This is a genomic window from Stenotrophomonas sp. YJH_SMC_12-1 (genome assembly GCF_059370935.1).
The window spans coordinates 121,730-148,183 of the sequence record NZ_JCAFUD010000010.1 but is presented as its reverse complement, the minus strand read 5'-3'; the positions used below and the strand labels follow the sequence as shown (position 1 = coordinate 148,183).

Annotated in this window: 23 protein-coding genes and 1 pseudogene; 13 read left to right on the top strand and 11 right to left on the bottom strand. The window is 67.4% G+C overall.

Annotation, left to right across the window (positions count from 1 at the left end):
* Positions 1-126: 126 nt before the first annotated feature.
* The 4 genes from AC5P8Y_RS18035 to AC5P8Y_RS18020 form a co-directional block, all read right to left on the bottom strand.
* Positions 127-1,926, bottom strand: a complete 1,800-nt coding sequence (locus AC5P8Y_RS18035; RefSeq protein WP_012481559.1) for a DUF885 domain-containing protein — start codon at positions 1,924-1,926, stop codon at positions 127-129.
* Positions 1,927-2,164: 238 nt separating this feature from the next.
* Positions 2,165-2,680 (bottom strand): cytochrome c oxidase assembly factor Coa1 family protein, encoded by a 516-nt coding sequence (locus tag AC5P8Y_RS18030; protein WP_049403671.1) that lies wholly within the window; start codon positions 2,678-2,680, stop codon positions 2,165-2,167.
* Between the two features lie 25 nt (positions 2,681-2,705).
* Positions 2,706-4,931 (bottom strand): S9 family peptidase, encoded by a 2,226-nt coding sequence (locus AC5P8Y_RS18025; RefSeq protein WP_024958200.1) that lies wholly within the window; start codon positions 4,929-4,931, stop codon positions 2,706-2,708.
* Positions 4,932-5,093: 162 nt separating this feature from the next.
* Entirely contained in the window at positions 5,094-5,783 is a 690-nt protein-coding gene (locus AC5P8Y_RS18020) for a glutathione binding-like protein (RefSeq protein ID WP_005411553.1), read from the bottom strand.
* Positions 5,784-5,895: 112 nt separating this feature from the next.
* Here AC5P8Y_RS18020 and AC5P8Y_RS18015 point away from each other — a divergent pair, with 112 nt between their 5' ends.
* A complete protein-coding gene (locus AC5P8Y_RS18015) occupies positions 5,896-6,516 on the top strand; it encodes a TIGR00645 family protein (RefSeq protein ID WP_012481561.1) in 621 nt (206 codons plus the stop codon).
* Between the two features lie 202 nt (positions 6,517-6,718).
* A complete protein-coding gene (locus AC5P8Y_RS18010) occupies positions 6,719-7,723 on the top strand; it encodes an energy transducer TonB (RefSeq protein ID WP_005414830.1) in 1,005 nt (334 codons plus the stop codon).
* An 82-nt stretch (positions 7,724-7,805) separates the two neighbouring features.
* Here the strand turns inward: AC5P8Y_RS18010 and AC5P8Y_RS18005 are convergent, their stop codons facing one another.
* A complete protein-coding gene (locus AC5P8Y_RS18005) occupies positions 7,806-8,060 on the bottom strand; it encodes a hypothetical protein (protein WP_033833784.1) in 255 nt (84 codons plus the stop codon).
* Positions 8,061-8,137: 77 nt separating this feature from the next.
* On the opposite strand from AC5P8Y_RS18005, the gene AC5P8Y_RS18000 reads away from it, so the two are divergent.
* Positions 8,138-8,935 carry a helix-turn-helix domain-containing protein gene (locus tag AC5P8Y_RS18000; protein ID WP_049433063.1) on the top strand — a complete coding sequence of 266 codons (798 nt, stop codon included), beginning with the start codon at positions 8,138-8,140 and terminating at the stop codon, positions 8,933-8,935.
* Between the two features lie 100 nt (positions 8,936-9,035).
* On the top strand, positions 9,036-9,734 hold the full coding sequence (locus tag AC5P8Y_RS17995) for a transposase (protein WP_495202117.1): 699 nt from the start codon (positions 9,036-9,038) through the stop codon (positions 9,732-9,734).
* Positions 9,735-9,767: 33 nt separating this feature from the next.
* On the opposite strand, the gene AC5P8Y_RS17990 is transcribed toward AC5P8Y_RS17995, so the two are convergent.
* The 4 genes from AC5P8Y_RS17990 to AC5P8Y_RS17975 form a co-directional block, all read right to left on the bottom strand.
* Complete coding sequence (locus AC5P8Y_RS17990) at positions 9,768-10,952, bottom strand: ABC transporter permease (RefSeq protein WP_033833787.1); 1,185 nt, start codon at positions 10,950-10,952, stop codon at positions 9,768-9,770.
* On the bottom strand, positions 10,949-11,695 hold the full coding sequence (locus tag AC5P8Y_RS17985; RefSeq protein ID WP_005411560.1) for an ABC transporter ATP-binding protein: 747 nt from the start codon (positions 11,693-11,695) through the stop codon (positions 10,949-10,951). The genes AC5P8Y_RS17990 and AC5P8Y_RS17985 overlap by 4 nt, the downstream gene beginning before the upstream one ends.
* Positions 11,692-13,218: an alpha/beta hydrolase gene (locus AC5P8Y_RS17980; RefSeq protein WP_049433065.1), complete on the bottom strand. Its 1,527-nt coding sequence runs from the start codon at positions 13,216-13,218 to the stop codon at positions 11,692-11,694. The genes AC5P8Y_RS17985 and AC5P8Y_RS17980 overlap by 4 nt, the downstream gene beginning before the upstream one ends.
* Positions 13,219-13,286: 68 nt before the next feature.
* Positions 13,287-13,670: a GGDEF domain-containing protein gene (locus AC5P8Y_RS17975; protein WP_495202122.1), complete on the bottom strand. Its 384-nt coding sequence runs from the start codon at positions 13,668-13,670 to the stop codon at positions 13,287-13,289.
* 216 nt (positions 13,671-13,886) lie between these two features.
* Between AC5P8Y_RS17975 and AC5P8Y_RS17970 the strand changes: the two genes are divergently transcribed.
* The 3 genes and pseudogenes from AC5P8Y_RS17970 (at position 13,887) to AC5P8Y_RS17960 (ending at position 17,124) form a co-directional block, all read left to right on the top strand.
* Complete coding sequence (locus AC5P8Y_RS17970) at positions 13,887-14,414, top strand: DUF1203 domain-containing protein (RefSeq protein ID WP_495202116.1); 528 nt, start codon at positions 13,887-13,889, stop codon at positions 14,412-14,414.
* 190 nt (positions 14,415-14,604) lie between these two features.
* Complete coding sequence (locus tag AC5P8Y_RS17965) at positions 14,605-15,777, top strand: lytic polysaccharide monooxygenase (protein ID WP_033833790.1); 1,173 nt, start codon at positions 14,605-14,607, stop codon at positions 15,775-15,777.
* Between the two features lie 178 nt (positions 15,778-15,955).
* Positions 15,956-17,124 (top strand): annotated as a pseudogene (locus tag AC5P8Y_RS17960) (lytic polysaccharide monooxygenase).
* A gap of 113 nt (positions 17,125-17,237) precedes the next feature.
* On the opposite strand, the gene AC5P8Y_RS17955 reads toward AC5P8Y_RS17960, so the two are convergent.
* On the bottom strand, positions 17,238-17,987 hold the full coding sequence (locus AC5P8Y_RS17955) for a ferredoxin--NADP reductase (protein ID WP_495202115.1): 750 nt from the start codon (positions 17,985-17,987) through the stop codon (positions 17,238-17,240).
* 84 nt (positions 17,988-18,071) lie between these two features.
* Between AC5P8Y_RS17955 and AC5P8Y_RS17950 the strand changes: the two genes are divergently transcribed.
* The 5 genes from AC5P8Y_RS17950 to AC5P8Y_RS17930 all read left to right on the top strand — a co-directional run bounded on the left by AC5P8Y_RS17950 (position 18,072) and on the right by AC5P8Y_RS17930 (position 23,037).
* Entirely contained in the window at positions 18,072-19,040 is a 969-nt protein-coding gene (locus AC5P8Y_RS17950; protein WP_005411567.1) for an ABC transporter ATP-binding protein, read from the top strand.
* Entirely contained in the window at positions 19,037-19,828 is a 792-nt protein-coding gene (locus AC5P8Y_RS17945; protein ID WP_005411568.1) for an ABC transporter permease, read from the top strand. The genes AC5P8Y_RS17950 and AC5P8Y_RS17945 overlap by 4 nt, the downstream gene beginning before the upstream one ends.
* A gap of 323 nt (positions 19,829-20,151) precedes the next feature.
* Positions 20,152-20,919 (top strand): hypothetical protein, encoded by a 768-nt coding sequence (locus AC5P8Y_RS17940; protein ID WP_495202114.1) that lies wholly within the window; start codon positions 20,152-20,154, stop codon positions 20,917-20,919.
* Positions 20,920-21,217: 298 nt separating this feature from the next.
* Positions 21,218-22,156, top strand: a complete 939-nt coding sequence (gene panE / locus AC5P8Y_RS17935) for a 2-dehydropantoate 2-reductase (RefSeq protein ID WP_495202113.1) — start codon at positions 21,218-21,220, stop codon at positions 22,154-22,156.
* A gap of 50 nt (positions 22,157-22,206) precedes the next feature.
* Positions 22,207-23,037 (top strand): NAD-dependent epimerase/dehydratase family protein, encoded by an 831-nt coding sequence (locus AC5P8Y_RS17930; protein ID WP_049433066.1) that lies wholly within the window; start codon positions 22,207-22,209, stop codon positions 23,035-23,037.
* Positions 23,038-23,062: 25 nt separating this feature from the next.
* On the opposite strand, the gene AC5P8Y_RS17925 is transcribed toward AC5P8Y_RS17930, so the two are convergent.
* On the bottom strand, positions 23,063-23,860 hold the full coding sequence (locus tag AC5P8Y_RS17925) for a TatD family hydrolase (protein WP_049403684.1): 798 nt from the start codon (positions 23,858-23,860) through the stop codon (positions 23,063-23,065).
* Between the two features lie 67 nt (positions 23,861-23,927).
* On the opposite strand from AC5P8Y_RS17925, the gene hrpB reads away from it, so the two are divergent.
* Entirely contained in the window at positions 23,928-26,432 is a 2,505-nt protein-coding gene (gene hrpB, locus AC5P8Y_RS17920) for an ATP-dependent helicase HrpB (protein ID WP_049403660.1), read from the top strand.
* Positions 26,433-26,454 lie beyond the last annotated feature (22 nt).

The window sequence follows — 26,454 nt, the reverse complement described above, 5'->3', positions numbered from 1 at the left end:
CCTGCAACAGCCAACACATCACTCTGGTGGGTGCCAACCTTGGTTGGCACGAACCCACAGCGCCGACCAAGGTCGGCATCTACCCACACCGGTTGCCGGCCAGCGGCCGGCACTACCCGGTGATGCTCAGCGCTTGTACTTCGGCACGAACACCTTGTTCACCGCGTCGGCCAGCTGGTCCGGCGGCAGCAGGCCCTGGTCGAGCAGGAAGTTGTTGAACGCCAGGCGGTCGAACTTCGCACCCAGCGCCAGTTCCGTCTGCATGCGCAGTTCCAGGATGCGGGTGTAGCCGTAGAAGTAGCTACCTGCCTGGCCCGGCATCCGCACCATGTAGCGGTCCAGTTCCTGGGTGGCCATCGCCTTGGACAGGCCGACCTGCTCCATCAGCACGCGCTCGCCGTTGGCACGGTCGGTCAGGCCGAGGTTGAGCATCGGGTCGAGCATCGCGCGCGCGGCGCGCAGCAGGCGGAACTGCAGGGCGATCATCTGCCCGTCCAGCGGCTCGTACGGCACCATCTCGGCTTCGGCGTACAGCGCCCAGCCTTCCACGTTCACCGAATTGAACGCGAACATGGTGCGTGCCAGCGACACACCACGCTCGACCATCGCGGTGAACTGCAGCTCGTGGCCGGGGCGGCCTTCATGCGCGCTCAGCGTCCATGCTGCCGCACCGAAGTTGAAGTCGTCGTACTGCGCGCCCGGGCCCGCTGCCGGGTTGCCCAGCGGCAGCACGAAGGTGCCCTGCTGCCCGGTGTTGTTGACCAGCGGGGCCGGCAGGAAGTGCGGAGCCGGGCTGGCCGCACTCTCGGCGGCCGAGCCCAGGCGCATCTGCATGGCGCGCTTGGGCACGTCGACGATGGCGTGCTCGCGGATCAGCGGATCGATCGCATCGATCACCTTGCGATAGTGACCTTCCAGATGGTCGTCGGCGATCTTGTCGGCCTTCAGCGCGCGGATCACCGCCACCGGATCGCTCGGGTCGGCCACCTTCAGCCCCTTGTCCTTCACCACCAGCGGTGCCAGCTGCTGCATCGCCGAGCGGGTTTCCATGAACTCCAGCTGCGCGCGCTGCATCAGCAGCTTCGGGTCGATGTCGATGCCGACCTGCTTGAGCTGGTAGGCGTACAACGGCGCCGGCAGGCGTGCGTCGGCACGTGACTTCGGCAGTACCTCCTTGCGGGTCCAGGCGGCGTAGTCCTTCATCTGCCCGGCCAGCGCCTTCATTGCTTCATCGGCGCCGGCAATCTGGTACTTCTTCAGCAGCGACTCGATACCGGTGATGTAGGTCTCGACGTTGTCCAGCGATTGCTGCACTTCAATCTTCGTCGGCTGCAACAGGCTGCTGTCCTTCAGCCGTTCCTCGTAGCGCTGGCGCGCCAGCGTGGTGAAGGCGGTGCCGCCCGGCTGCAGGCCGGCATAGGCCTTGAGGCGGTCGACCGCCTTGGCCCGGCGCTCCGCTGGCACCTGGTCGGACAGCAGCAGGTTGAGGCCGCTGAACACGGTCTGCGGCGCATCGCTCCACGGCAGCAGGTACTTCTCGTTGAGCTCGCTGCCTTCGATGTTCTGGCTGGCGGCGTGGATCATGATCTCCAGGTCCTGGCGGACATTGGGATCCTTCTCGACGGCCAGCTTTGCCTTCAGTTCGTCACGTGCCTTGGCCATGGCAGCGCGGTAGCGCTTGCCGTTGTCCGGGCCGAGATCGGCCACCTTGTCGTCGTAGCCGGGCACGCCGAAGAAGCCGGTTTCCTCCGGCTGGAACGGGCCCTGGGCGTCCAGCAGAATCTGCGCCAGCGCATTGCTGCGGGCGACCCAGGCCGGGCTGGCCGGGGTGGCGGCCTTGGCGGAGGGTGCCGCCAGCGCCGGTGGTGCGGACAGCAGCGGTGCGGCAGTCAGGGCCAGGGCAACGGCGAGCGCAATCGGCTTCATGGGACACTCCAGCAAAGGGTTGCCCGCACCCTACGCGCTCACGGCGATGGCGACAATCGGCGGGAAGTCATGGCGGGCTGGTTGTGCAGCCGGGCTCCGCGGAAACCTGGCGGGGGTAGAGTCGACTGTCAGTCGACTATCGCGCGCAGCGCGGGGTTTTTCGCTGTCTGATCGAAGAGCAGTCGACTGACAGTCGACTCTACCCAGTCGACGTCCCGCAGTCGCTTGCCCCCGGAGATCACAGCGCGGCGGTCAGCGGGCATTCGCCGCGATCACGGCAGGCCTTCAGCTCGCACTCCTGCGCGGCCTCGTCGTCATCCAGCGCCGTCAGGTCGAAGGTCTGCTTGTCCTCGCCCAACACGTACATCACCGGGTAGTCCCACACGTCATCGCGACGGGTACCCTGCACGAACAACCGTCCGTGCGCATGCGGTCCTTCCAGGGCTACGGTCAGGCCGACATCACGCTGGCCGTTGATCGCAGTCTGCATGCTGCCCAGCGGCATCGACTCGATGTTCAACGGCTCACCGAACGCTTCCACCAGTTCAATACTGCAGCCCGCGCGCCGCAGCGCCTCGCGCATCGGCGGGCTCTCGCGTGCCGCCTCGCTCCAGCGCAGCACGCTCCAGGTCACCACACCCCCTGCACCACCCAGCACCAGCACCACCATCAACGGCATCGCCCAGCGCCAGTGGCGGCACCACCAACCGGCGGATGCCGGGTCATGGGCGGGAATCGGCGGTGGCAGGGTCATCGGCGGGCTCCTTCCCGTTGCTGGATCAGGGCTTGAGGCAACGTCCCAGGAAGGCTTCGGCCACGCGGTAGCGATGCAGGGCATCGGCGCCGGACAGGCCATGCTTGGCACCCGGGTAGGTCATCAGCTCGAACGGCTGTGCACGCTTCTGCAACGCGCTCATCAGGCTGGTCGAATTGGTGAACAACACGTTGTCGTCAGCCATGCCGTGGATCAGCAGCAGCGGCGAGCGCAGGCCATCGATATGGGTCAGCACGCGCGCTTCGCGGTAACCCGCTTCATTGCGCGCCGGCAGGTCCATGTAGCGTTCGGTGTAATGGCTGTCGTACAGGCCCCAGTCGGTCACCGGCGCACCGGCCACGCCACAAGCGTACTGGTTCGAAGCCTTGGCCAGCAGCATCAGGGTCATGTAGCCGCCGTTGGACCAGCCCTGCACGCCGATGCGCGCCGGGTCCACCCATGGCTGCTGCTTCAGCCAGGCCACGCCGCGCAGCTGGTCGGTCACTTCCACCGTGCCCTGCTTGCCATACAGCGCACCACCGAAGTCGCGGCCACGGCGCGGGGTGCCACGGTTGTCCAGCGAGAACACCACGTAGCCCTGCTGGGCCAGGTACTGGTTGAACAGGTGGTCGCCACGGCCGGGCCAGCTGTCGGTGACGGTCTGGCTGGCCGGGCCACCATAGACGTACACGGCCACCGGGTAGCGCTTGGACGGATCGAAGCCGGCCGGCTTGATCACGCTGTAGTTCAGCGGGGTCTTGCCGTCGGCAGCCATCAACGTGCCGAACTCCACCGGGCGCTGCGCATCGCGGTAGCGCGCATACGGATGCTTGGGATCGGCCAGGTCGTTCTCGAGCAGGGTGGCGATCTTCTCGCCATTGGCGCGGAACAGTTCGATCTGCGGCGGCGTGGTGCTGTTGGACCAACTGTCCACGTAGACGCTGGCGTTGCGGGCGAAGCTGGCGCTGTGCATGCCCGGCGCCTTCGACAGGCGCTGCGGCTCACCGCCCTGCAGCGACACCGCGTAGATCTGGCTTTCGCGCGAGGTCTCGATGCCGGCGCGGAAGTAGGCCTTGCCAGCCTTTTCATCAACCGCCAGCAGCTCGTCCACCGGCCAGTTGCCGTGGGTCAGCGCAGTGGCCTTGCCCTTGCTGTCGATGCGGTAAAGGTGCTGGAAGCCGGTGCGTTCGGACGACCACAGCACGCTGCCATCGTCGAGGAAACGCAGGCTGTTGTGCAGCGGCACCCAGGTCGGGCTGGTTTCGTGGGCGAGCACGCGCTGGCGGTTGGAGTCGAGTGCCACTTCCACCAGGTCCAGCTGCTTCTGGTCACGCGACTGGCGCTGGAAGCTCAGGTGCTGCGCATCGCGCCAGTCCACGCGGGCCAGGTAGATGTCCTGTTCCTTGCCGAGGTCGACCCAGCGCGGCTGCGCATCGGCGGCCGGTGCGATCACGCCCAGCTGCACGCGCACGTTGGCATCGCCGGCGGCCGGGTAACGCTGCTCGATCACGTCGGTGCGGTCGGCATAGACCTCATAGCGCTTCTGCACCGGTACCGGCGATTCGTCGATGCGGGCAAAGGCAATCGCCGAATCGTCCGGCGCCCACCAGTAACCGGTGTGGCGATCCATTTCCTCGTCGGCGACGAACTCGGCAACGCCGTTGCCGATGGTGGTGCTGCCGTCGCGGGTCAGCTGCAGCTGCCTGCCGCTGGCCAGGTCGATCACCCACAGGTTGCGGCCGCGGATGAAGCTGACGAAGCCGCCCTTGGGCGACAGCTTGGCGTCGGTGGCGAAGCCTTCACCATGGGTCAGCTGGCGCACCGCCGCCTGGCCCTGCTGCTTGAGGTCGTACAGGTACAGCTCGCCGCCCAGCGGGAACAGCAGGCGCTGCGCGTCCGGCGACCACTGGTAATCGACGATGCCGGTCATCGCGGCGATGCGCTGGCGCTCGCGGCGGGCCTTCTCCTCGTCGCTGAGGGTCTCGGTGCCGGGCAGCACCACCTTGGAATCAACCAGCAACCGGGTCTGGCCACTGTCGATGTCGTAGGTCCACAGGTCCAGCTGGTTGCGGTCGCTGTCCTTGCCGCGCAGGAAGCTGACCTGCGAACCGTCGGGCGCCACCTTCGGCTTCATCAGGGTCGGGCCGGACAACGGCAACGGGCCGGTGATGGCTTCCAGGGTCAGCTTTTCAGCGTGGGCGGCGGTACTGGTGGCGAGCATGAGGGCGAGCGAAGCGAACAGGTGGCGCATGGAGGATCCCGGCAAACGGCAGGTCCGCCCCCGCGATGGACGCGGAGCGGTCGTCCCCCATCCTAACCAAGCCTGTGCGGGAAGGCAGCATGACCTTCTGCCCATGCCGCGGTGCTGGGGTCGGAGCCCTTCGCGCTGCAAAGGGATCCGACCCCGAGGCGGTCAGCGCTGGCCGAACAGGTGCTTGCGCTCCTCGTCGCTGAGCGGCTTGCCGGCGTTGGGGTTCACCTGCTGGCGCAGGGCATAGGCGCGCTGGGTGGCCGGGCGTGCGGCAATGGCTTCATGCCAGCGCTTGAGGTTCGGGAACGCGGTGAAATCCACCGGCAGCTTGTCGTAGGCGCCGATCCACGGGTAGCTGGCCATGTCGGCGATGGTGTACTCGTCGCCGGCCAGGAAGGCGTGCTGGGCCAGGCGCTTGTCCATCACCCCGTGCAGGCGGCGCACTTCGTTGTCATAGCGCTCGATGGCATACGGGATCTTTTCAGGCGCGTATACGTTGAAGTGGCCCATCTGGCCGCTCATCGGGCCCAGGCCGGCCATCTGCCAGAACAGCCACTCCAGGGTGGTGACGCGGCCGCGGGGGTCGCTGGGCAGGAAGCGGCCGGTCTTCTCGGCCAGGTACAGCAGGATCGCGCCGGACTCGAACACGCTCTGGGGAGCACCGCCATCGGCCGGGGCCTGGTCGACGATGGCCGGCATCTTGTTGTTCGGCGAGATCGCCAGGAATTCCGGCTTGAACTGGTCGCCCGAGCCGATGTTGACCGGGTGGATGCGGTATTCCAGGCCGGTTTCTTCCAGCAGCAGGGTCACTTTGTGGCCGTTCGGGGTGGGCCAGTAATACAGGTCGATCATGGCGGCGGCTCGGGGTGCGGAAAGGAACCTGAAGTCTAGTGCGTGAGTTGGGTTGGCACCGTCATGGCGGGCCGGTAACCTCGCCTCTCCCCCGCAACGCAGCATCCCTCGCATGAGTGCAAACCGCCCGCCGCTCTCCCCCTTGTCCACGCTGATCTTCGCCTCGCGCTGGCTGCAGCTGCCGCTGTACCTGGGTCTGATCGTGGCGCAGTGCGTCTACGTGTTCCTGTTCGGCAAGGAACTGTGGCACCTGATCTCGCACTCGGTGTCGATGGGCGAGCAGCAGATCATGCTGATCGTGCTGGGCCTGATCGACGTGGTGATGATCTCCAACCTGCTGGTGATGGTGATCGTCGGCGGCTACGAGACCTTCGTCTCGCGCCTGCGCCTGGAAGGCCACCCGGACCAGCCGGAATGGCTGAGCCACGTCAACGCCAGCGTGCTCAAGGTGAAGCTGGCGATGGCGATCATCGGCATCTCCTCGATCCACCTGCTGAAGACCTTCATCGCCAGCGGTGCGCTGGGCGGCATCCCGCTGTGCACGCCGGAGCAGATGAGCGTGGCCGCTGCCAACATCGGTGTCGCCCGCTGCTCGATGCTGACCCAGGATGGCGTGCTGTGGCAGACCATCATCCACTGCGTGTTCATCCTGTCGGCGATCGGCATCGCCTGGACCGACAAGCTGATGTCCAACAGCCACAGCAGGTCGCACGACAAGGCACACGACCACTGAGGTCGCCGCCGCCAGCGGCTTGACCGCCGCTGCCCCATTCCGGCCACCGTCCCTTGTGCGCGGCGGTGGCCGGGATGCTAGATTGCACCCTCGCCGTTGCCGGCGGTGGCGTCGGGAAACGTCACCCTGCCGCGCCCGGACCGCAGGTCCCGGCCATGCGTATCAATGATTTACGTCACGTCGTCTTCTAGAGGGGAGCAGGATGTCGCACGTCTCAACGATCACCGCCGCGCGCCGGTGGCTGCCGGTTGCCCTGGCACTGGCACTGGCCGCCTGCTCGGGCAAGGAAGAATCCGCAGCGCCTGCTGCCGCCACGGCGCCTGCCGCTGCCGCACCCGCCGCACCGGCGGTTGCTGCCAAGGTGCAGTCCATGGGCACCGAGCAGCTGCGCGAGTCGGCCAGCCAGGCGCTGCGCGAGAACCGCATGTATGCACCGGCCGGCGACAACGCCATCGAGTACTACCTCGCCCTGCGTGACAAGACGCCGGACGACGCCTCGGTGAAGAGCGCACTGACCGACCTGCTGCCGTACACCCTGATCGCCGCCGAGCAACACCTGGGCCGCGAGGACTACACCGAAGCGCAGCGCCTGGTGGCACTGATCGAGAAGGTGGATGCATCCGCGCCGGCCCTGCCGCGCCTGAAGGACGGCCTGGCCAAGGGCGTGCAGAACGCAGCCAAGCGCACCGAAGCGGAAGCCGAGAAGGCCAAGAAGGACGCCGAGGACCGCAGCAAGCAGCAGACCGAGCAGCAGCGCCTGAGCGAGCAGCGCGCCAAGGAAGCCGACGCCGCCAAGCAGATTGCCGCGCAGCAGGATGCCGCGCGCCGCGACAACGAGCGCCAGGAAGCCGAGCGCCAGGCCGCCGCCCGCCGCGAGGCCGAGCAGAAGCAGCAGCAGGCTGCCGCCCAGCAGGCCAGCGCCGCACGCCAGGCCGCCGCACCGGCAGCGCCCACCCTGCGCCCGGTCAGCACACCGGCGCCGCGCTATCCGGGCGAAGCGCTGCGTTCGGGAACCTCCGGCGAAGTGCTGGTGGAGATCACCGTCGGCACTGACGGCTCGGTGGTGAACGCTCGCGTGCTGCGCGCGACGCCGGGACGCGTGTTCGACCGTGAAGCCCTGAACGCGGTCAAGCGTTGGCGCTTCGAGCCGGTCAGCGCGCCGGTGACCACCCGCCGTACGCTGGTGTTCGCGCCGGGCAACAACTGAACGAAAAAGGGGACGGAGGGGATTAAGTCGTTTCTGCCCCTGCAATGACGCCAAGGCCCGGCATGTCCGGGCCTTGTCCGTTTCAGGCCGCTCCATCGATCAGTCGTTGCAGTGCCGGATCGCGCGCCGTCAGTACCTGGAACAGGCCCAGCGCGTGCAGGCCCGGCAGCAGCGCACGCAGATCGGCTTCGGCAGTGGCACGCCTTGCGGGATCGCTGGCGGGATCCTGCCAGTCACGGACGCTGGCCAGGAAGGCGCCGACACTGCCCTTGCGCACGGTGAGGCCGTTCACCTGCACGTCGTTCTGATGGTCGGAAAGAATGTCCTGTGGCTGCATGGCGAAGCGCTCCGTTGAGGTGGGCTCCAGTGTCGGGGCACGGACGCGACGTTTCTGCCGTATAACTGCCAATCGATATGGCAGATCAGACAACCGCCGCATTGCTCGACCCCGCGCTGGCCGATGCCACCGATGGACCGGCGGTGCTGGCGGCCCGGCTGCGCCAGCTCGGCAAGCGTCGCACGGCCCGCCACCGGCATGCGCGTGGGCAGCTGCTGGGTGCGTACCAGGGGCTGCTGCGGATCGCCGCCGACGACCTGCACTGGCTGCTGCCCGCAGGTCACGTCGCCTGGATACCGCCCTTGCTGCCCCACGCGCTGCTGGGCGCAGACGGGTTCAATGGCTGGAGCCTCTACTTCAACGCGGAGGCCTGCCTGGGTCTGCCCGCCACACCACGCATCTTCCAGCCCAATGCGCTGCTGCAGGCGGCGACAGCACGTGCGCTGCAATGGCCCCATGCGCCACTGGATGCTGCGCAGGCACGCCTGGCCGGCGTGATCGCCGATGAGATTGCCGCCAGCACGCCGCTGCCGCTGGCCCTGCCACAACCGCGTGACCGGCGCCTGGGCCGGATCGCCGCCGCGCTGGCTCGCGCGCCGCACGACAACCGCAGCGTCGAGGACTGGGCCGCCAGCAGTGGCCTGTCCGGCCGCAGCCTGGCCCGCCACTGGCTGGCCGAGACCGGCATGACGCTGAGCCAGTGGCGGCAACGCCTGCGGGTGCTGCTGGCGCTGCCACGCCTGCTGTCCGGCGAGCCGGTGATCAGCGTCGCGCTGTCGATGGGGTACGACACGCCCAGCGCCTTCATCGCCGTGTTCAAGCGCGAGATGGGGGTGACGCCTGCGCGGTATGGAAAAGGGGACGGAGGGGATTAAGTCGCTTCTGCCCTCCCCCACGCCATCTCGCGGCATCGCCTGATGCCCTTCAAGGTCACGGAGGCGGCAGTCTGATGAATTCTTGAAGCCCCGAACTGCCATGCCTCGACAAGCGCGCCTGATGTTGGCCGAACAGCCGTACCACGTAACCCAGCGCGGTGTGAACAAGGGGGCGATCTTCGTTGACGATATCGACCGTCAGCTGTTTCTGCACCTGCTGCACAGCGCGTTCCTGAAGCATCAGGTCGCACTGCATGCCTACGTATTGATGGGCAATCACGTTCATCTGTTGGCCACACCTTCCACGCGTGTTCGCTTGGCGAATGCGATGCGGATGCAGGGCAACAACTATGTCCAGGCGTTCAATCAGCGGCATGAGCGCAGCGGTCCGCTCTGGCAGGGCCGCTTCCATTCTTCGATGGTGGGCAGCGACGCCTATCTGCTCAGCGTCTATCGCTACATCGAACTCAATCCGGTTCGTGCAGGCATGACTGCCGCCCCGGAAGATCACCCATGGTCGAGCGTGCATGGAAACCTGCAGCGGCGCCACGATCCGATGCTGACAGAACATCCCGCATTCCAGGCGCTCGCCCCGACCAAGCGACAGCGGGCAATGCTCTATGCGGAGTTTCTGCAGGACATGAACGCGTCCGCTGACCTGCCGGCAATCCGTGCGCACAGTGCCGGGCAGCATCCGTTGGGAAATGCAGCTTACCTGCGAATGGTGGAACAGACCCTGGGTCGCCCCGTGATGCTGCGCAAGCGTGGGCGCCCTCAGAAGAAGGGGGTGGAGGGTTAGAAACGACTTAATCCCCTCCGTCCCCTTTTGCGGTCAGCCGGAGATGGCCAGGCGCTCGTTGTGATACCGGCGCACGGCGGCGAACCACAGCACGGCGGCCAGGCCGAGGCTGGCGCCGAGGTAGATGGCCCAGACCGCGGGTGTGATGGTCTCGTGGCGGATCACCTTCAGCAGCATCTGGTTCTGCGACAGGAACGGCACGGCGTACTGCCACAGCTGGCTCTTCACCGGGTAGGCGATCAGCGCATAGCCAGGCAGCATCGGCAGAAGCATCAACCAGGTCATGTGGCTCTGCGCTTCCTTCATGCTCTTGGCCGCTGCGGCCAGGAAGGTCAGCAGCGAGGTGCCGATCAGCAGCATCGGCAGCATCACCAGCAGCATCTGCACCATCGCCATGATGTTCATGTTGAGCTGGCGGCCGATATTGCCGGGGGCGATCTGCGCGCTCACCTTGAACGCGGCCAGGGTCAACAGCAGCGACGCAAAGCCGACCATGCAGGCGGCGGCGATCTTGCCGCTGACAATGGCACTGCGCGACCCCGGCGTGGCCAGCAGCGGCTCCAGCGACTGCCGCTCACGCTCGCCGGCGGTGGTGTCCATCACCAGGTAGGCACCACCGAGGAACGAGGTGAGGGTCAGCAGGATCGGCAACAACGCCGACAGCATCAGGCCACGCTTGGCTTCGGCACTGGCCATGTCCTGGCTGGCCACGTCCAGCGGCCGTGCGACCTGGGCGTCGACGCCCCGCGCCATCAGCCGCAGCGCCCCTACCTGCCCGTTGTACGTGGCCAACGCCGCCTGCAGGCGCGCAGTGGGCACCTCGGCGGCACGTCGTGTGCTGTCACTGATCACCTCCACCAGCGCCGGCTTGCCATCGGCCCAGTCCCTGCCGAAGTCCGGGCTGATGCGCAGCGCCACGTCGATGTCCTGCGAACGGATGGCCTCGGCCAGGTCCTTCGGCGCAGCAGCGGTATTCAGGCCCTGGGCAGCCAGGAAGCGCACCAGGTTCGGCGCATGTTCGGCGCCGATGGTGGGAATCTGCAGCGGCTGCTCGATCTGCGTGCGCACGCGGCTTTCGGACAGCTTGCCCATGCCCAGGATCAGCAGCGGGTACAGCAGCGGCCCGAACAGCAGGGTCAGCGCCAGCGTACGGCGGTCGCGCGACAGGTCACGCAGCTCCTTGCGCATCACCGTCATCAGGGTCGACATCATGCTCATGCGTGCAGGCCCTCTTCGCTGCCGATCAGTTTCACGAACGCATCCTCCAGGTTGGATTCGCCGGACTGCGCGCGCAGTTCATCGGCGCTGCCGGCGGCCATCACCGTGCCCTTGGCGATGATCACGATGTGATCGCACAGCGCGGCCACCTCCTGCATGATGTGGCTGGACAGGATTACGCAGCGGCCTTCTTCGCGCAGGCCCAGCAGGAAGCGGCGCAGTGCGCGGGTGGTCATCACGTCCAGGCCGTTGGTCGGTTCATCGAGAATGACGTTGCGCGGGTCGTGCACCAGTGCGCGGGCGATCGCGGTCTTGGTGCGCTGGCCCTGCGAGAAGCCATCGGTCTGGCGGTCGAGGATGTCCCCCATGTCCAGCGCGTGCGACAGCACCTCGATGCGCTCGCGGATGCGCTCGGCCGACAGGCCATGCAGTTCGCCGAAGTAGGCGATGTTCTCACGCGCGGTCAGGCGCTTGTAGACGCCACGCGCGTCGGGCAGCACGCCGAGATGGCGACGCACTTCCACCGGATTGCGCGCAGCATCGACACCATCGACGCTGATGCTGCCCTGGTCGGGGGTCATCAGCGTGTACAGCATGCGCATGGTGGTGGTCTTGCCAGCACCATTGGGCCCCAGCAGGCCGGTGATGCGGCCATCCTCGGCGCGGAAGCCGACGTTGGACACTGCCTGGATACGGCCGGTGCGGGTGTCGAAGGCCTTGTGCAGGTTGTCGGCGACGATCATGGTTCCCATCCGTTGAACGAGGTGAACGCCGGCACGTAGCTCAGCGTGTCCAGGCAGCCGGCATCCAGCGCCTTCGCATCGGTCGTGTCGATGAACTGGCCGAGCAGGCGCGGCATGCAGCCGGCGGTCAGCGTGCCGTGGCCCTGGCCACGGGCGACCAGCGCGCGTCCATTGGGCAGGCCCTTGAGGACCTGCTCGGCATAGCGCGGCGGGGTCACCGGGTCCAGTTCACCAGACAACAGCAGCGCCGGTACGTCACTGCGCAGCGGCACGGCATTGGCTGCCGGTGCCGGCCGGTGCGGCCATGCCGGGCAGGCGGCAAAGAAGGAACTTGCCACGTCGTTGCCGAACAGGCGCCCGGGATCCTCGGCCGGCGCCTGGTAGCGCGGCGCGTCTTCGCTGCATATCACCGACCAGTGCATGCCACGGTTGATCTGGAAATCCATGCTGCGGTTCGCACCGCGCGCCAACGAGGCGAGCGGCGCGTAGCGGCCGTGCGCGGCTTCATCAAGAACCAGCGGCAGCAATGAGGCGTACTGGGGTACGTAGGAAAACGCAAACGCCAGGCCCACCACACTGTCCGGTGTCAGCACATCCTTCCGGGTGTCGTAGGTGCCGGGATCGCGATACTCGACCGGAACCGGTGCACGGCGCAGGGTCTCGACCACGCTGCGCAGCTGCGCACGGGTATCGGTCGGGAAGCGCCTGCTGCAGGCAGCGTCCTTGCGGCACTGCGCCGACTGCAGGGCGATCGCGTCTTCGAACGTCCTGGCGAAATCGCCGCCCACCACCAGCTCATTCGGCACCACGCCATCGATGACGATGCTGCGGGTGTGCTGTGGATAGGTACCCGCATAGCGCTGGGCCACGCGGGTGCCGTAGGACGCACCGATCAGATTGACCCGGTCCACGCCCAAGGCCTGGCGGACCGCGTCCAGGTCGGCAATGGCTTCGGTGGTGGTGTAGAAACGTGCGTCCGCACGTCCCCGCAGGGAAGCCGCGCATCGCTGGGCATAGTCGCGCAGCAAGGCTTCGGAGGGCGCCGCGTCCTCGTCCATCGGCAGTTCCTTTCCGTCCGCGCCGAGGCAGCTGAGCGGGTTGGAGCCGCCGGTGCCGCGCTGGTCGACCAGGAAGATGTCCCGCTGCTTGCGCACCTGGCGCAGCGCGGTATCGACGATGACGGCCACTTCGCTGGCGGCCTGGCCGGGGCCACCGGCCAGGAAGAACACCGGGTCGGGCTGGCTGGAGCCGCTGCTGCCCGATTCCAGCCAGGCGATGCGCAGGCCGATGCGCCGGCCAGCGGGCTGGGCCCGGTCCTCCGGCACCTGCAGGGTGGCGCACTGCGCTTCCACGTTGGCACTGGCACCTACCGTGGACAGCGTGCAGGGCTGGAAGTCGATCGTGCCGAAACGACGGCTGGGTGCATCGCTGGCGCCTTCGGCGCCGGGTGACGGTGACTGGCTGCAACCGGCAAGCATCAGGCTGGCCAACGCTGCGGCCAACGCGAGGTGGTGTCTTTGCATCGTGCTCGTTTCCCCTGGAGGACGTTCCTGGCAACCACGACGGGCTGCCGCGGAAGATGTGACTCAACTTACACGGGCACGGCGTCGTCGGCGATGGGCAGACGCGAAATCTCCGCCGGCGTGGCGCAGGCCAGGCGATCGCGGCCGGCGGCCTTGGCCCGGTACAGCGCCGCGTCTGCCGCTGCCAGCAGCGTGGACAGCTCGCCCTGGCCGTCGTCCATCGCCAGGCCGATGCTGGCAGTGAACGTCACCGGCCCGGTGGCCAGCCGCGCCGGCTTCTGCTGCAGAGCGGTACGGATCGCCGCAGCCCGCGCCATCGCTTCCACCTGCGCGCTGCCGGCCAGCACCAGCACGAACTCCTCGCCACCGTAGCGGCCCAGCAGCGTGTGATGGCCCTGCAAACCGAGCTGCATCAACGCAGCGAAGTGGCGCAGTACCTCGTCTCCGGCCAGATGGCCCCAGCGATGCAGAGCAGGAAGCCAAGCACGGTGAGGGTGGGGAAATCCACGGACATGCGGCGCTCATCGGCCGGGGCGGCGCGCGCATCTTGGCGCCTTGTGCTGCGTTCCCCGTGGCGCTGCCTGGCCCGATCGAGATGCGGGGTCTGAAAACGGCGAGCACGGCGGCCGGTGCCTGCGCAGAATCCGTGGGAAACCAAGGAGACGCCCATGCATGCCTGGTACCTCGGTGGCATCGACCACCGCCCGTTCCTGCACCTGTTCGAAAAGAGCGACACCGCGCTGGCTGCCCTGGGCATCCGGCGTCGCTGGGCCGGCGAATCAGGAGGACACCCCTGCCGGATCAGCCTGAGCGATCCGCTCGGTGGCAGCGAGCTGCTGCTGTTGTCCCACGTGCACCTGCCCCTGCACTCGCCCTATCACGCCTCGGGCCCGATCTTCGTGCAGCGTGGCGTGACCCGCTGCGTGCTGCCGCCGGGCGAAGTACCCCCGTACGTGCAGCGCCGGATGATCTCGTTGCGCGCCTATGACCAGGCTGCATTGATGCTGGCCGCCGAGATCAGCGCAGGCACGGATGTCGGCGCTCGGCTGGACGCGCTGTTTGCCGACCCTGCCGTGGCCTTCGTGCAGCTGCACAACGCGGCCCACGGCTGCTTCTCGTGCCAGGCGGATCGCGTCGGCATGACACCGACATGGCCGGATCTCCACGACGTGATCGTTGCCACGCCGGACACGTGATCGCCAGCGCATCCGTTCAGGCCCACGTGAAGCCCGCGGGAAGGGCTTCACACCCACAGTCACGGATCAGCATTTCCATGGTTCCGCACCCGGCACCGCAACTCGATACTCGCCATGGTGCCGCCGAAAGTCCGCCGCGCAGCGCAACTCTGCGGTCACCGCTCTCTTTCGACGACCACAAGGAAGCGCCATGTCATTCCAATCCACACCGCTGCTGCTGGCCACCTCGTTCGCCGCTGCAGGCCTGTGCCTGGCCGGCAACGCGTTCGCCCACGGCACCATGACCACGCCGGTCAGCCGCGTCTATGCCTGTTTCCAGGGCAATCCGGAGAACCCGACCAACCCGGCCTGCGCTGCCGCGAAAGCGGTGGGCGGATCGCAGGCGTTCTACGACTGGAACGGCATCAACCAGGCCAACGCCAACGGCAACCATCAGGCGGTGGTGCCCGACGGCAAGCTGTGCAGCGGCAACAATCCCACCTTCCGCGGCCTGGACGTGAACCGCAGTGACTGGCAGACCACGCCGATCCACGCCGATGCCAATGGCAAGTTCACCTTCGTGTTCAAGGCAACCGCGCCGCACGCCACGCGCGACTGGCGCTTCTTCGTCACCCGCGACGGCTGGCAACCGGGCAGCCCGTTGCGTTGGGCCGACCTGCAGGAGTTCTGCACGCTGGGCAATACACCGCTCTCTGCCGATGGCACCTACAAGCTGCAGTGCACGCTGCCGCAGCGCACCGGCCAGCATGTGATCTACAACACCTGGCAGCGCTCGGATTCGACCGAAGCGTTCTACACCTGCATGGACGTACGCTTTGAAGGCGGCGGCGGTGGTACGGCGCCGGCACCGCAATGGCAGGATGCCGGCCCGGTCACCGCCCGCGGTGAATTGCCGGTCGGTACGACGCTGGCACTGCGCGTGTTCAATGCCAGCGGCAACGATGTCGAACGTGTGGAAGCGACGCTGGCCAGCGGCCAGACCTCGGCCGCGCAATGGCCCTTGGCGCTGGCCCGCAAGGTCAATGCCAGTGCCCGGCATGCGCGCGTGGGCGTGCTTGCCAATGGCGTGATCACGCCGTCGGCGTCGGCCACCGACAATCGCGTGTACCTGAAGGACGGCAACCGCTTCCAGCTCGATACCCAGGTGCCGGACCCGGGTACGCCATCGCCGGGTGGTGATTTCGACCACGTGTACCCGGCGGGCATCGGCAGCTATGTGCCGGGCCAGACCGTGGTGAAGAGCAGCGACGGCAAGCTGTATGCCTGCCGCCCGTTCCCGGAGGGTGCATGGTGCAACGTCAATGCCGAGGCCTACCGGCCGGGCGTGGGCGCGGCCTGGCGCGATGCGTGGATCGCGTACTGACGCAGTGATGTGGGAGGCGGTGCACATCACACCGCCTCCTGGCTCCCCTGCCGCGCAGTGGGGCGCGCGTTGCGGAAACAGAGGAACGCAGCAGCCTTTCAAACTTGTCTGATGGGCATATGGCGGCTACATGGGAAGACTCCGCGAGGTTTCCAACACTTCGCAAAGGAGTTCCTGCATGCACCTGTCCCATCGGGCCGTCCTCGCACTGTCCGCCGTTGTCGGCCTGGCACTGTCCGGCAACGCCTTCGCCCACGGCACGCTGTCCAAGCCGCTCAGCCGCGTGAAGCAGTGCCACGAGGGCAATCCGGAGAATCCGACCAACCCGGCCTGCGCCGCCGCCAAGGCCATCGGCGGCGCCCAGCCGTTCTACGACTGGGCCGGTGTCAACCAGGCCAACGCCAACGGCAACCATCAAGCGGTGGTTCCAGATGGCGAGTTGTGCAGCGGCGGCAACAGCAAGTACCGCGGCCTCGATCTGAACCGCAGTGACTGGCCGACCTCGCCGATCCGCGCCGATTCGCGCGGGCGCTACACCTTCAAGTTCAAGGCACCGGCCCCGCATGCTACCCGCGAGTGGAGTTCTACGTCACCCGCGACGGCTGGCAGCCGGGCAGTCCGCTGCGCTGGGCCGACCTGCAGGAATTCTGCACGCTGGGCAACGTGCCGGTCTCCGGCGACGTCTACAAGCTGGATTGCCCGCTGCCCAAGCGCAGCGGCCAGCACATCATCTACAACACCTGGCAGCGCTCGGATTCCGGTGAAGCGTTCTATACCTGCGCGGACGTGCGCTTCGAGGGCGGTGGTGGCGTTGAACCGCCGCCGCAGTGGCAGGACGCCGGCCCGGTCACCGCCCGCGGTGCGTTGGAAGAAGGCACCACCCTGACGCTGCGCGTGTTCAACGCCCAGGGCAATGATCTGGAGCGTCCGGAGATCACCCTGGCCGCAGGCCAGACCGCTGCGAACCAGTGGCCGCTGGCGCTGGCCCGCAAGGTCAACGCCAGTGCACAGCAGGCGCGTGTGGGCGTGATGAGGAACGGCGTGATCACGCCGGTCGCCTCGGCCACCGAGAACCGCGTCTACCTGAAGCCGGGCAACCTGTTCCAGATCGATACCCGGCTGCCGGGCCCGGTCGATCCGGTCGATCCGCCGCCGGGTGACGACTACGACTTCGTGTATCCGGCCGGTATCGGCAGCTACACGCCGGGCGAAACCGTGGTCAAGGGCACCGACGGCAAGCTCTACGCCTGCCGGCCGTTCCCGGAGGGTGCGTGGTGCAACATCAACGCCGATGCCTATCGCCCGGGCACCGGTTTTGCCTGGCGCGATGCCTGGGTCGCGTACTGAGGCAGGCGACCGGGGGCGGCGTGGCGCCGCCTCCGGTTCTTGGAGTTGCCGGCCAGCGGCCGGCACTACCAGGGTTCGTGGGGCTGCCGGCCAGCGGCCGGCACTACCCTGACTTACTTGCTGCTGACGTACTTCTCGCGGCGGATCTGCGGGTTGCCAAGGCCGGCGGCCTTCAGCAGCTCGGCACAGGCATCGACCATGTCCGGGTTGCCGCACAGGTAGGCGATGTCGGTGGCCGGGTCCGGCATGAAGCCGGCCAGCGCCTGCTGCACGTAGCCGTGCTGTACGTCCGGGTGCGGATCAGCCGGGAGTTCACGCGACAGGCACGGAACATAACGGAAGTTCGGGTGCTTTTCGGCGAAGCTGTAAAAATCTTCGCTGTACAGCAGCTCGCCCGGGCTGCGCGCGCCCTGCAGCAGCACGATCTGCACACCGCGTTCGGCCATGGCCTTTTCCAGCAGCGGCAGCATCGAGCGGTACGGGGTAACGCCGGTACCGGTGGCGATCAGCAGGTAACGGGCGTTGTGGTCACCGGGATTCAGGCAGAACCGGCCATAGGGGCCGGACGCACTGATCTGGCCGCCCTGCTCCAGTGCCTCGAACAGGGCCGTGGCGGCGCCACCGGGCACGAAACTGACGGCGATATCCACCGCCTCGCCTGGGCCCAGCGCGTGGTCGTGGATGGTCGCCAGCGAGTAGCTGCGCTTGGTTTCGGTGCCGTCGGCGTAGCTGAAATGGACCTGGATGAACTGGCCGGGCTGGAAATCCAGCGGCTGCCCATCGTCACGCACGAACTGGTAGTGGCCGACGGTCGGGGCCAGCATGCGGCAGCCGACCAGCTTGAGGGGGAATTGAACAGGCACGACTTTTCGGGACAGTGTGTAGCCGGGGCAAGCCCTCGGGGTCTTCTATAATAGCCCCTCCCCGCCCCTCTCCAGCGCCAGCCCATGGGCGCGAAGGCTTCGAGCTTGGCATCCCAGAACGATACGGCGCCCGCCCTGCGCGTGCGCGACCTGCGCAAGACCTACGACAACGGCACCCAGGCCCTGAAGGGGGTTTCCCTGGAAGTGGCCCCGGGCGACTTCTTCGCCCTGCTCGGCCCCAATGGCGCCGGCAAGTCGACCCTGATCGGCATCATCAGCTCCCTGGTCAACCTCAGCGAGGGCCAGGTGGAAGTGTTCGGCAGCGACCTGGTGCGCAACCGCAGCGCCACCATGCGCCTGATCGGGCTGGTGCCTCAGGAAATCAACTTCAACCTGTTCGAGAAGCCCTTCGACATCCTGGTGAACTACGCTGGCTTCTATGGCGTACCGCGCGAGGAAGCCGAGCAGCGCGCCGAAGAGGAACTGAAGCGCGCGCACCTGTGGGAAAAGGCACAGGTGATGAGCCGCACGCTGTCCGGCGGCATGAAGCGCCGGCTGATGATCGCCCGCGCGATGATGACCCGCCCGCGGCTGCTGATCCTGGACGAGCCGACCGCCGGCGTGGACATCGAGATCCGCCGCGACATGTGGCGCGTGCTGAAGGAGATCAATGCCGCAGGCACCACGATCATCCTTACCACGCACTACCTGGAAGAAGCCGAGTACCTGTGCCGCCACCTGGCGATCATCAACCATGGCCAGATCGTCGAGCAGGGGCCGATGCGCACCCTGCTGGCCAAGCTGGACGTGGAAGGCTTCCTGCTGGACATCGACGGTGACCTGCCGGCACAGCTGCCGGTGATCGAAGGTGCGACGCTGACCGCGCCGGACCCGCACACGCTGGACATCGACATGCCGCGCGCAATGGACCTCAACCGCGTGTTCGCCACGCTCAACGAGGCCGGTATCCGCGTGCGTTCGATGCGTACCAAGAGCAACCGCCTGGAGGAGCTGTTCGTGCGCCTCACCGGCAACCTGGAGAAGCCTGCATGAGCACCACCGAGCTGACCGACGGCCAGCGCAACCGCATCGCGCTGATGACCATCGTGCGCCGCGAAGTCGCCCGCATCATGCGCATCTGGGGCCAGACCCTGGTGCCACCGGCGATCACCATGACCCTGTACTTCCTGATCTTCGGCAACCTGATCGGGTCGCGCGTGGGTGACATGGGCGGCTACACCTACATGCAGTTCATCGTGCCGGGCCTGGTGATGATGAGCGTGATCCAGAACAGCTACGGCAACATCAGTTCCTCGTTCTTTGGCGCCAAGTTCGGTCGCCACGTGGAAGAACTGCTGGTCAGCCCGATGCCGAACTGGGTGATCCTGTGGGGCTACGTGGCCGGCGCCGTGCTGCGCGGCCTGATGGTGGGCGTGATCGTGCTGATCATCGCGATGTTCTTCACCCCGGTGCGCATCCCGCACCCGCTGGTGATGCTGACCACGGTGATCCTGGGCGCGACGATCTTCTCGCTGGCCGGCTTCATCAACGCGGTGTATGCGAAGAAGTTCGATGACGTGGCGATCGTGCCGACCTTCATCCTGACCCCGCTGACCTACCTGGGTGGCGTGTTCTATTCGGTGAAGCTGCTGCCGGGCTGGGCCGAAGCGGCCACGCACGCCAACCCGATCTTCTACATGGTCAACGCGTTCCGCTATGGCCTGCTGGGCAGCAGCGATGTACCGCTGCCGGTGGCCTACGGCCTGATGATCGGTTTCGTGGTGGTGCTGACGGCGTTGGCGCTGTGGCTGCTGCGTCGCGGCGTGGGCATGCGCAGCTGAGTTTTGCCTGCAGGGCCTGCGGCCCTGCACCCGCTGAATCAACGTCAACGTCAAGTTCAACGGCAAAAGCTGACTAGCCGGAGGATGGCGGGGTGCGTCCGGTTGCGGGGGACGCCGTAAACCCATCCTGGGGGCTTGGCCGCGGCATCCATGCCGCGGACACCCCCGCAACCGGACCCACCCCGCCTTCGACAGATTGCCGCTGCTGTGGGTGGGTGTCGACCTTGGTCGACACGATGGATCCACGCCATGCGTGGATGGAGCGTTCACGGTAAGGCCGACGCCCGGATCTTTTCGTTCGGGATTGCGGCTAGGCTGTGGCGATGAAGATCACTTCCATTCCATTGGACAAGGCCGTGTCAGACGGCCCCATCGATGCCTTCAGCCATGCGTTGCTGGGCGATTCACCCTCGTTGGATGAGATGCTGGAATACCTGGCGTCACTACAAACGGCTGATCCCCGGTATCGCTACCTGTGCACGCTCGATGATGTCGGCCAATGCCGCTACACCAGCATGCATGCGTCCGACGACGCGCGCATCGCGCTGTACGAGGACGAAGATCCGGAAACCCCCGAAGATGCATTGGCGGCACGCGAGCGGTTGCTGGCGCATGTGGTCGCGCAGCTCGAGCATTCCTCTCATCGGCTGGAATGGAGCGCGCTGCTGGGCACGCTGATGTGCAGCGACGAGGACATCGAGGCGCTGGTCGCCGCCAATGCAACGCCGGACCTGATCGTCGACGAGGTGGTCTGCGTGCAACAGGTGCCGGTGGACCGCGATGACCTGCTGATCGCCGCCCTACCCAACGGTTACTTCAGCGCGGACTGGGACATCTTCCAGAATCACGCCCTGATCCGGCACCTGCAGGAACACCATGACTACCGCTTGTTCGGACTCGGCGCATCGTGGCTCGGCTTCCAGCGCGACAGCGCGCCGTCGCCTGCACAGGCAAATGCGTTGGTCGCGGACCTGCAGCGCGTCTACGCGGCCGGAACGCATGACACGTGGTCAAAACTGGCTGCAACCCTGGCCACCCGCACCACGCTGCTGTTGGGCTACACCGAAGACTTCAGCGAACAACTGCCCTGAGCACCGCTCTACACGAGCGAGCGCAGCGAGCGACCCGCTTCCGCTCCTGATCTGTTTTCCGTGGTGGCCGCACCCGGAAACTGTCAGGGGTCGTGTGCAATGGGCTCGCGGGGGTATCCGCGCCATGGATGGCGCGGCTAAGCCCCCAAGGATGGGTTCACGGCGTCCCCCGCGAACCCATCGCACACGACCCAGCTCATGAAACCAACTGCGCGAACCACCACGAGGGGCTCCGCCGTTGGCCGCAATCTCCGGCACAATCGCAGATCTGATTCCCCCAGAAAGCGGTGAACGTGCAATGCGCATCCTGATCCTCGGCGCCGGCGGTACCGGCGGTTACTTCGGTGGTCGCCTGGCCCAGGCCGGTGTGGACGTGACCTTCCTCGTGCGCCCCGCGCGCGCCGCACAGCTGGACCGCGATGGCCTGGTCATCCGCAGCCCGCTCGGCGATGCCAGCTTCCCGGTGCAGCACGTCACCGCCGATGCGCTGCCCGCATTGGCCGCGCAGAAGCCGTTCGATCTGGTCATCCTCAGCTGCAAGGCCTACGACCTCGACAGCTCGATCGACGCCATTGTTCCAGCCGTGGGCGCGAACACCACCGTGCTGCCGATCCTCAACGGCCTGCACCACTACAACGCGCTGGACCTGCGCTTCGGCCGCGACGCCGTGCTCGGCGGCCTGTGCTTCATCAGCGCCACCAAGGCCCCCGACGGTGCGGTGCTGCACCTGGGCAAGCCGGCCAAGCTCACCTTCGGCGAGCGCGATCGCGGCGCTGCGTCCGCACGCGTGCGTGCCTTCGCCGCTGCCTGCGCGCAGGCCCATCTTGATCACCTGGCGAGCGAACACATCGGCCAGGAACAGTGGATCAAGTACACCTTCCTGACCGCGCTGGCCGCTGCTACCTGCCTGCTTCGCGCGGATATCGGCACCATCGTCGCCACCGATGATGGCGAGGCGATCGTGCGCGGCCTGTACGACGAATGCCTGGCCGTGGCCGAAGCTGCCGGTGAGCCGATTCCCGATGCCGCGCAGGACACCGCACGCGGCACCCTTACCCAGGCGGGCTCGGCATTGAAGGCGTCGATGCTGCGGGATCTGGAAGCCAGCCAGCAGGTAGAGGCCGAACAGATCGTCGGCGACATGCTGGCGCGTGCACGCAAGGCCGATCAGGAAGCCCTGCTGCTGCAGGTCGCCCACAGCAGCCTGCAGGCCTACCAGGCACTGCGCGGCGCGTGAGCCTCCCGTTGCGGGCCAGCGCGCTGCCTACGCGGGTGCTGATCCTCGGTATGGGCTGGAGCGGATGCGTGCTGGCCACGCAGCTGCAAGCACGGGGAGTGCACGTCATCGGCACGGTGCGTGACCCCTCGTCGGCGCCGGACGATGGCCTGCTGCGGCATCAGCTGCACGCTGACTCCCCACCGTCGCCCGCCCTGCTCGATGAGGTCGCGCAGGCCGAGGCCGTGCTGTGCAGCGTGCCGCCAGATGCCGCGGGCGACCCGGCACTGCGCCTGCTGCTGCCGGCTCTGCGGGCCAGTCCGGCACTGCGCTGGGTGGGCTATCTGTCGTCCACGTCGGTGTATGCCGATCGGGCCGGCGGCTGGGTTGACGAGCACAGCGCAGCCGATGCCACCGAAGCAGCCGGCGTGCAGCGCCTGCGTGCCGAAGCGCAATGGCGTGCGCTTGCAGAGGAACGTGGCATCGCTTCAGCGGTGTTCCGCCTGCCCGGCCTGTACGGGCCGGGGCGCAATGCGTTGCTGCAGCTGTCACAGGGCCGTGCCCGCCATGTGATTCGGCCGGGCCTGGCGTTCAACCGCCTGCACGTAGAGGATCTTGCGGCAGTGATCATCGCGGCGATGCAGCGACCGGTAGCGCAGGGGATGTACCTGCCCAGCGATGACGAGCCGGCACCGCCGCAGGACGTGCTGGCCTTCGCCGCGCAGCTGGGCGGGTTTGCGATGCCACCTGCCGCGGCATGGGACGACCCTGCACTCAGCCCGACGCTACGCCGCTTCTACGAGAGCAACAAGCGCATCGACAGTCGTGGCACGCGTGAAGCGCTGGCGTGGCAGCCGCGCTTCCCCAGCTACCGTGAGGGCCTGCGCGACCTGCTCCGGTAGTGCCGGCCGCTGGCCGGCACTACCGTCAACCCGCGTCGGGCAGGCGGAAGAACGCACGCGTGGCGGCAGTCGCATTGGCCGCCGTCACTGCAACGTCCTCACCACGGTCACGTGCCAGTTCTTCCACGATGTGCGAAAGGAACATCGGTTCGTTGCGGCGGTCCTTCGGCATCGGCTTCAGCGTGCGTGGCAGCAGGTAGGGCGCATCGGTCTCGATCATCAGGCGGTTGGCCGGGATGTTCTTCACCAGTTCGCGCAGGTGCGCGCCGCGGCGCTCGTCACACAGCCAGCCAGTGATGCCGATGTACCAGTCCTGGTCCAGGTAGTCGAACAGCTCATCGCGTTCGCCGGTGAAGCAATGCACCACCGCCGGGCCGATGCGGCCTTCGAAGTTCTTCATCTGCGACATGAAATCGGCGTGCGCGTCGCGCTGGTGCAGGAACAGGGGCTTGCCGTTGTCTGCCGCCAGCTGCAGCTGGCGCTCGAACGCACGGTGCTGGGCCGGACGCGGCGAGAAATCACGGAAGTAGTCCAGCCCGCACTCGCCCACCGCCACCACTTCCGGGTGGTCATGCAGCGCGCGCATCTCGGCATCACATTCCTCGGTGTACTCCACCGCATGATGCGGGTGCACGCCGGCGGTCGCGTACAGGAAGCCCGGGTGCTGCTGCGCCAGCTGCACGGCCAGCGGCGAGTGCTCGCGGCTGGCACCGGTGATGACCATCTGCACCACGCCGGCCTGCCGTGCGCGGTCCAGCACGGCATCGCGGTCGCGGTCGAAGGAGTCGTGGGTCAGGTTGGCGCCGATATCGATCAGGTGCATGGTCATCGCGGGGGAAAAGTGCCCGCGCATTGTACCTGCGGCCGCCATGGCCCCTTATCCTTTGCCCATGAATGCCCCGCTCTTCCCGATTTCCCCGCTGCTGCCGCAGATCCAGCAGCACCTGGCCGTGCAGCCACGGCTGGTGCTGGAAGCCCCGCCCGGCGCCGGCAAGACCACCCAGGTACCACTGGCCCTGCTCGAAGCGCCATGGCTGCAAGGCCGGAAAATCATCCTGCTGGAGCCGCGCCGGGTCGCCGCACGCAGCGCCGCGCTGTTCATGGCACGGCAGCTGGGCGAAGAGGTCGGCGGCACGGTCGGCTACCGCATCCGCTTCGAGAACAAGGTCTCGGCACGCACCCGCATTGAAGTCGTCACCGAGGGCATCCTGACCCGCATGCTGCAGGACGACCCGATGCTGGAAGAAGTCGGTGCGATCCTGTTCGACGAATTCCACGAGCGCCATCTCAGCGGTGACCTCGGGCTGGCGCTGGCGCTGGACGTGCAGGCGCAGCTGCGCGATGACCTGCGCCTGGTAGTGATGTCGGCCACGCTGGATGGCGAGCGCCTGGCACGCTTCCTCGATGCGCCGCGGCTGAGCAGCGAGGGCCGCAGCTACCCGGTGACGGTCAGCCATTTCCCGGCGCGTCGCGATGAGACGCTGGAACTGCAGGTGCGCCGCGCGGTGCAGCAGGCCCTGGCCGATCACCCCGGTGACCTGCTGGTGTTCCTGCCCGGCCAGCGCGAGATCGCTCGGGTGCAGGCTGGCCTGCAGGAATCGCTGGATGCCGGCGTCGAAGTACTGGCCCTGCATGGTGAGCTGCCGGTGGAACAGCAGGCGCGCGTGCTGCAGGCCGCCAGCGATGGCCGCCGCCGCGTGGTGCTGGCCACCAACGTGGCCGAGTCGTCGGTGACCCTGCCCGGCGTGCGCGTGGTGATCGACAGCGGCCAGGCGCGCGAGCCGCGCTACGACCCCAACAGCGGCTTCACCCGGCTGGACGTGGTGGCCATCGCACAGGCCTCGGCCGACCAGCGCGCGGGCCGTGCCGGTCGCGTGGCCGAAGGCGTGGCTTGGCGGCTGTGGCCGCAGTCGCAGCGATTGGAGCCGCAGCGCCGCGCCGAGATCGACCAGGTGGAACTGGCCGGACTGGCGCTGGAACTGGCCGCGTGGGGCAGCAGCGACCTGCGCTTCCTCGACCCGCCACCGGCCGGCCCGATGGGTGCGGCGCGCGAACTGCTGCAACGCCTGGGTGCACTGTCGGACTCGGGCGCGATCACAGCACTCGGGCACCGTGTACTGGCGCTGGGTACGCACCCGCGGATGGCGGCGATGCTGCTGGCAGCGCCCGATGCCCGCGCGCAGGCGCTGGCCACCGATCTGGCCGCCTTGCTGGAAGCGCGCGACCCGCTGCGCCAGGGCGGTGACGCGCTGGCGAGCCGCTGGCGCGCACTGGCTGCGTTCCGCAATGGCCGCATACCGGGCGATGCCAACCGCAGCGGGCTGGCCGCCATTGATGCCGCCGCCAAGCAGTGGCGTCGCCGCCTGCGCTGCGACGCCACGTCGCCGGCCAGCATCGAGGCGCACGAACTGGGCGATCTGCTTGCACACGCCTTTCCCGACCGGATCGGTTTCCAGCATCCCAGCGATCCGCTGCGCTACCTGCTGGCCAATGGCCGCAGCGCGCGCCTGCACGAACTGAGTGACCTGCGCGGTGAGCCGTGGCTGGTGGCCAGCGAACTGCGCTTCGAGGCGCGCGATGCGCTGCTGCTGCGTGCCGCACCGGTGGATGAAGGCCAGCTGCGCAAGGCATGGCCGGAGCGCTTCGTCACCGAAGACGTGGTGCGCTGGGACAGCGAGCGACGCGCCTTGGTGGCGCTGCGCGAGACCCGTTTCGACCGGATCGTGCTGGACAGCCGCTCGGCCGGCCGGGTCGATCCGCAGCACGCCGCGCAGGCGCTGACCGATGCGGTGGCCGAGCTCGGCCTGCAGGCGCTGCCGTGGACCGAGGGCCTGCGCCAGTGGCAGGCACGGGTGGAATCGCTGCGGCGCTGGATGCCCGAGCTCGGCCTGCCCGACTGCAGCGACGACGCCCTGCTGGCCAATCGCGCGCAGTGGCTGCAGCCCGCGTTCGCCGGCAAGACGCGACTGGATGCGCTGGACGAATCCAGCTTCGGCGAAGCGCTGAAATCACCACTGGAGTGGCCACAACGGCAGCTGGTCGAGCGTCATGCGCCGACCCGCATCACCGTGCCGTCCGGACTGGAGCGGCCGATCACCTATGCGCTGGACAGCGAGAGCGGCGACCCGCTGCCGCCGGTGCTGGCAGTGAAGCTGCAGGAACTGTTCGGCCTGGCCGATACGCCGCGCATCGCCGATGGCCGCGTGCCGCTGACCCTGCACCTGCTCTCCCCCGGCGGCCGCCCGCTGCAGGTCACCCAGGATCTGCGCAACTTCTGGGAAAGCACCTACGCCGAAGTGAAAAAGGAGATGAAGGGCCGTTACCCGCGCCATCCGTGGCCGGATGACCCGTGGACGGCCACGGCCACGCATCGGGCCAAGCCGCGCGGGACGTAGCCGGACCCTGCCTGATCCTGAA

What these genes read in the sequence shown, in the direction of transcription:
- AC5P8Y_RS18035 (WP_012481559.1), bottom strand. Translation starts at nt 1,926, where the DNA reads ATGAAGCCGATTGCGCTCGCCGTTGCCCTGGCCCTGACTGCCGCACCG.
- AC5P8Y_RS18030 (WP_049403671.1), bottom strand. Translation starts at nt 2,680, where the DNA reads ATGACCCTGCCACCGCCGATTCCCGCCCATGACCCGGCATCCGCCGGT.
- AC5P8Y_RS18025 (WP_024958200.1), bottom strand. Translation starts at nt 4,931, where the DNA reads ATGCGCCACCTGTTCGCTTCGCTCGCCCTCATGCTCGCCACCAGTACC.
- AC5P8Y_RS18020 (WP_005411553.1), bottom strand. Translation starts at nt 5,783, where the DNA reads ATGATCGACCTGTATTACTGGCCCACCCCGAACGGCCACAAAGTGACC.
- AC5P8Y_RS18015 (WP_012481561.1), top strand. Translation starts at nt 5,896, where the DNA reads ATGAGTGCAAACCGCCCGCCGCTCTCCCCCTTGTCCACGCTGATCTTC.
- AC5P8Y_RS18010 (WP_005414830.1), top strand. Translation starts at nt 6,719, where the DNA reads ATGTCGCACGTCTCAACGATCACCGCCGCGCGCCGGTGGCTGCCGGTT.
- AC5P8Y_RS18005 (WP_033833784.1), bottom strand. Translation starts at nt 8,060, where the DNA reads ATGCAGCCACAGGACATTCTTTCCGACCATCAGAACGACGTGCAGGTG.
- AC5P8Y_RS18000 (WP_049433063.1), top strand. Translation starts at nt 8,138, where the DNA reads ATGGCAGATCAGACAACCGCCGCATTGCTCGACCCCGCGCTGGCCGAT.
- AC5P8Y_RS17995 (WP_495202117.1), top strand. Translation starts at nt 9,036, where the DNA reads ATGCCTCGACAAGCGCGCCTGATGTTGGCCGAACAGCCGTACCACGTA.
- AC5P8Y_RS17990 (WP_033833787.1), bottom strand. Translation starts at nt 10,952, where the DNA reads ATGAGCATGATGTCGACCCTGATGACGGTGATGCGCAAGGAGCTGCGT.
- AC5P8Y_RS17985 (WP_005411560.1), bottom strand. Translation starts at nt 11,695, where the DNA reads ATGATCGTCGCCGACAACCTGCACAAGGCCTTCGACACCCGCACCGGC.
- AC5P8Y_RS17980 (WP_049433065.1), bottom strand. Translation starts at nt 13,218, where the DNA reads ATGCAAAGACACCACCTCGCGTTGGCCGCAGCGTTGGCCAGCCTGATG.
- AC5P8Y_RS17970 (WP_495202116.1), top strand. Translation starts at nt 13,887, where the DNA reads ATGCATGCCTGGTACCTCGGTGGCATCGACCACCGCCCGTTCCTGCAC.
- AC5P8Y_RS17965 (WP_033833790.1), top strand. Translation starts at nt 14,605, where the DNA reads ATGTCATTCCAATCCACACCGCTGCTGCTGGCCACCTCGTTCGCCGCT.
- AC5P8Y_RS17950 (WP_005411567.1), top strand. Translation starts at nt 18,072, where the DNA reads ATGGGCGCGAAGGCTTCGAGCTTGGCATCCCAGAACGATACGGCGCCC.
- AC5P8Y_RS17945 (WP_005411568.1), top strand. Translation starts at nt 19,037, where the DNA reads ATGAGCACCACCGAGCTGACCGACGGCCAGCGCAACCGCATCGCGCTG.
- AC5P8Y_RS17940 (WP_495202114.1), top strand. Translation starts at nt 20,152, where the DNA reads ATGAAGATCACTTCCATTCCATTGGACAAGGCCGTGTCAGACGGCCCC.
- panE (WP_495202113.1), top strand. Translation starts at nt 21,218, where the DNA reads ATGCGCATCCTGATCCTCGGCGCCGGCGGTACCGGCGGTTACTTCGGT.
- AC5P8Y_RS17930 (WP_049433066.1), top strand. Translation starts at nt 22,207, where the DNA reads ATGGGCTGGAGCGGATGCGTGCTGGCCACGCAGCTGCAAGCACGGGGA.
- AC5P8Y_RS17925 (WP_049403684.1), bottom strand. Translation starts at nt 23,860, where the DNA reads ATGCACCTGATCGATATCGGCGCCAACCTGACCCACGACTCCTTCGAC.
- hrpB (WP_049403660.1), top strand. Translation starts at nt 23,928, where the DNA reads ATGAATGCCCCGCTCTTCCCGATTTCCCCGCTGCTGCCGCAGATCCAG.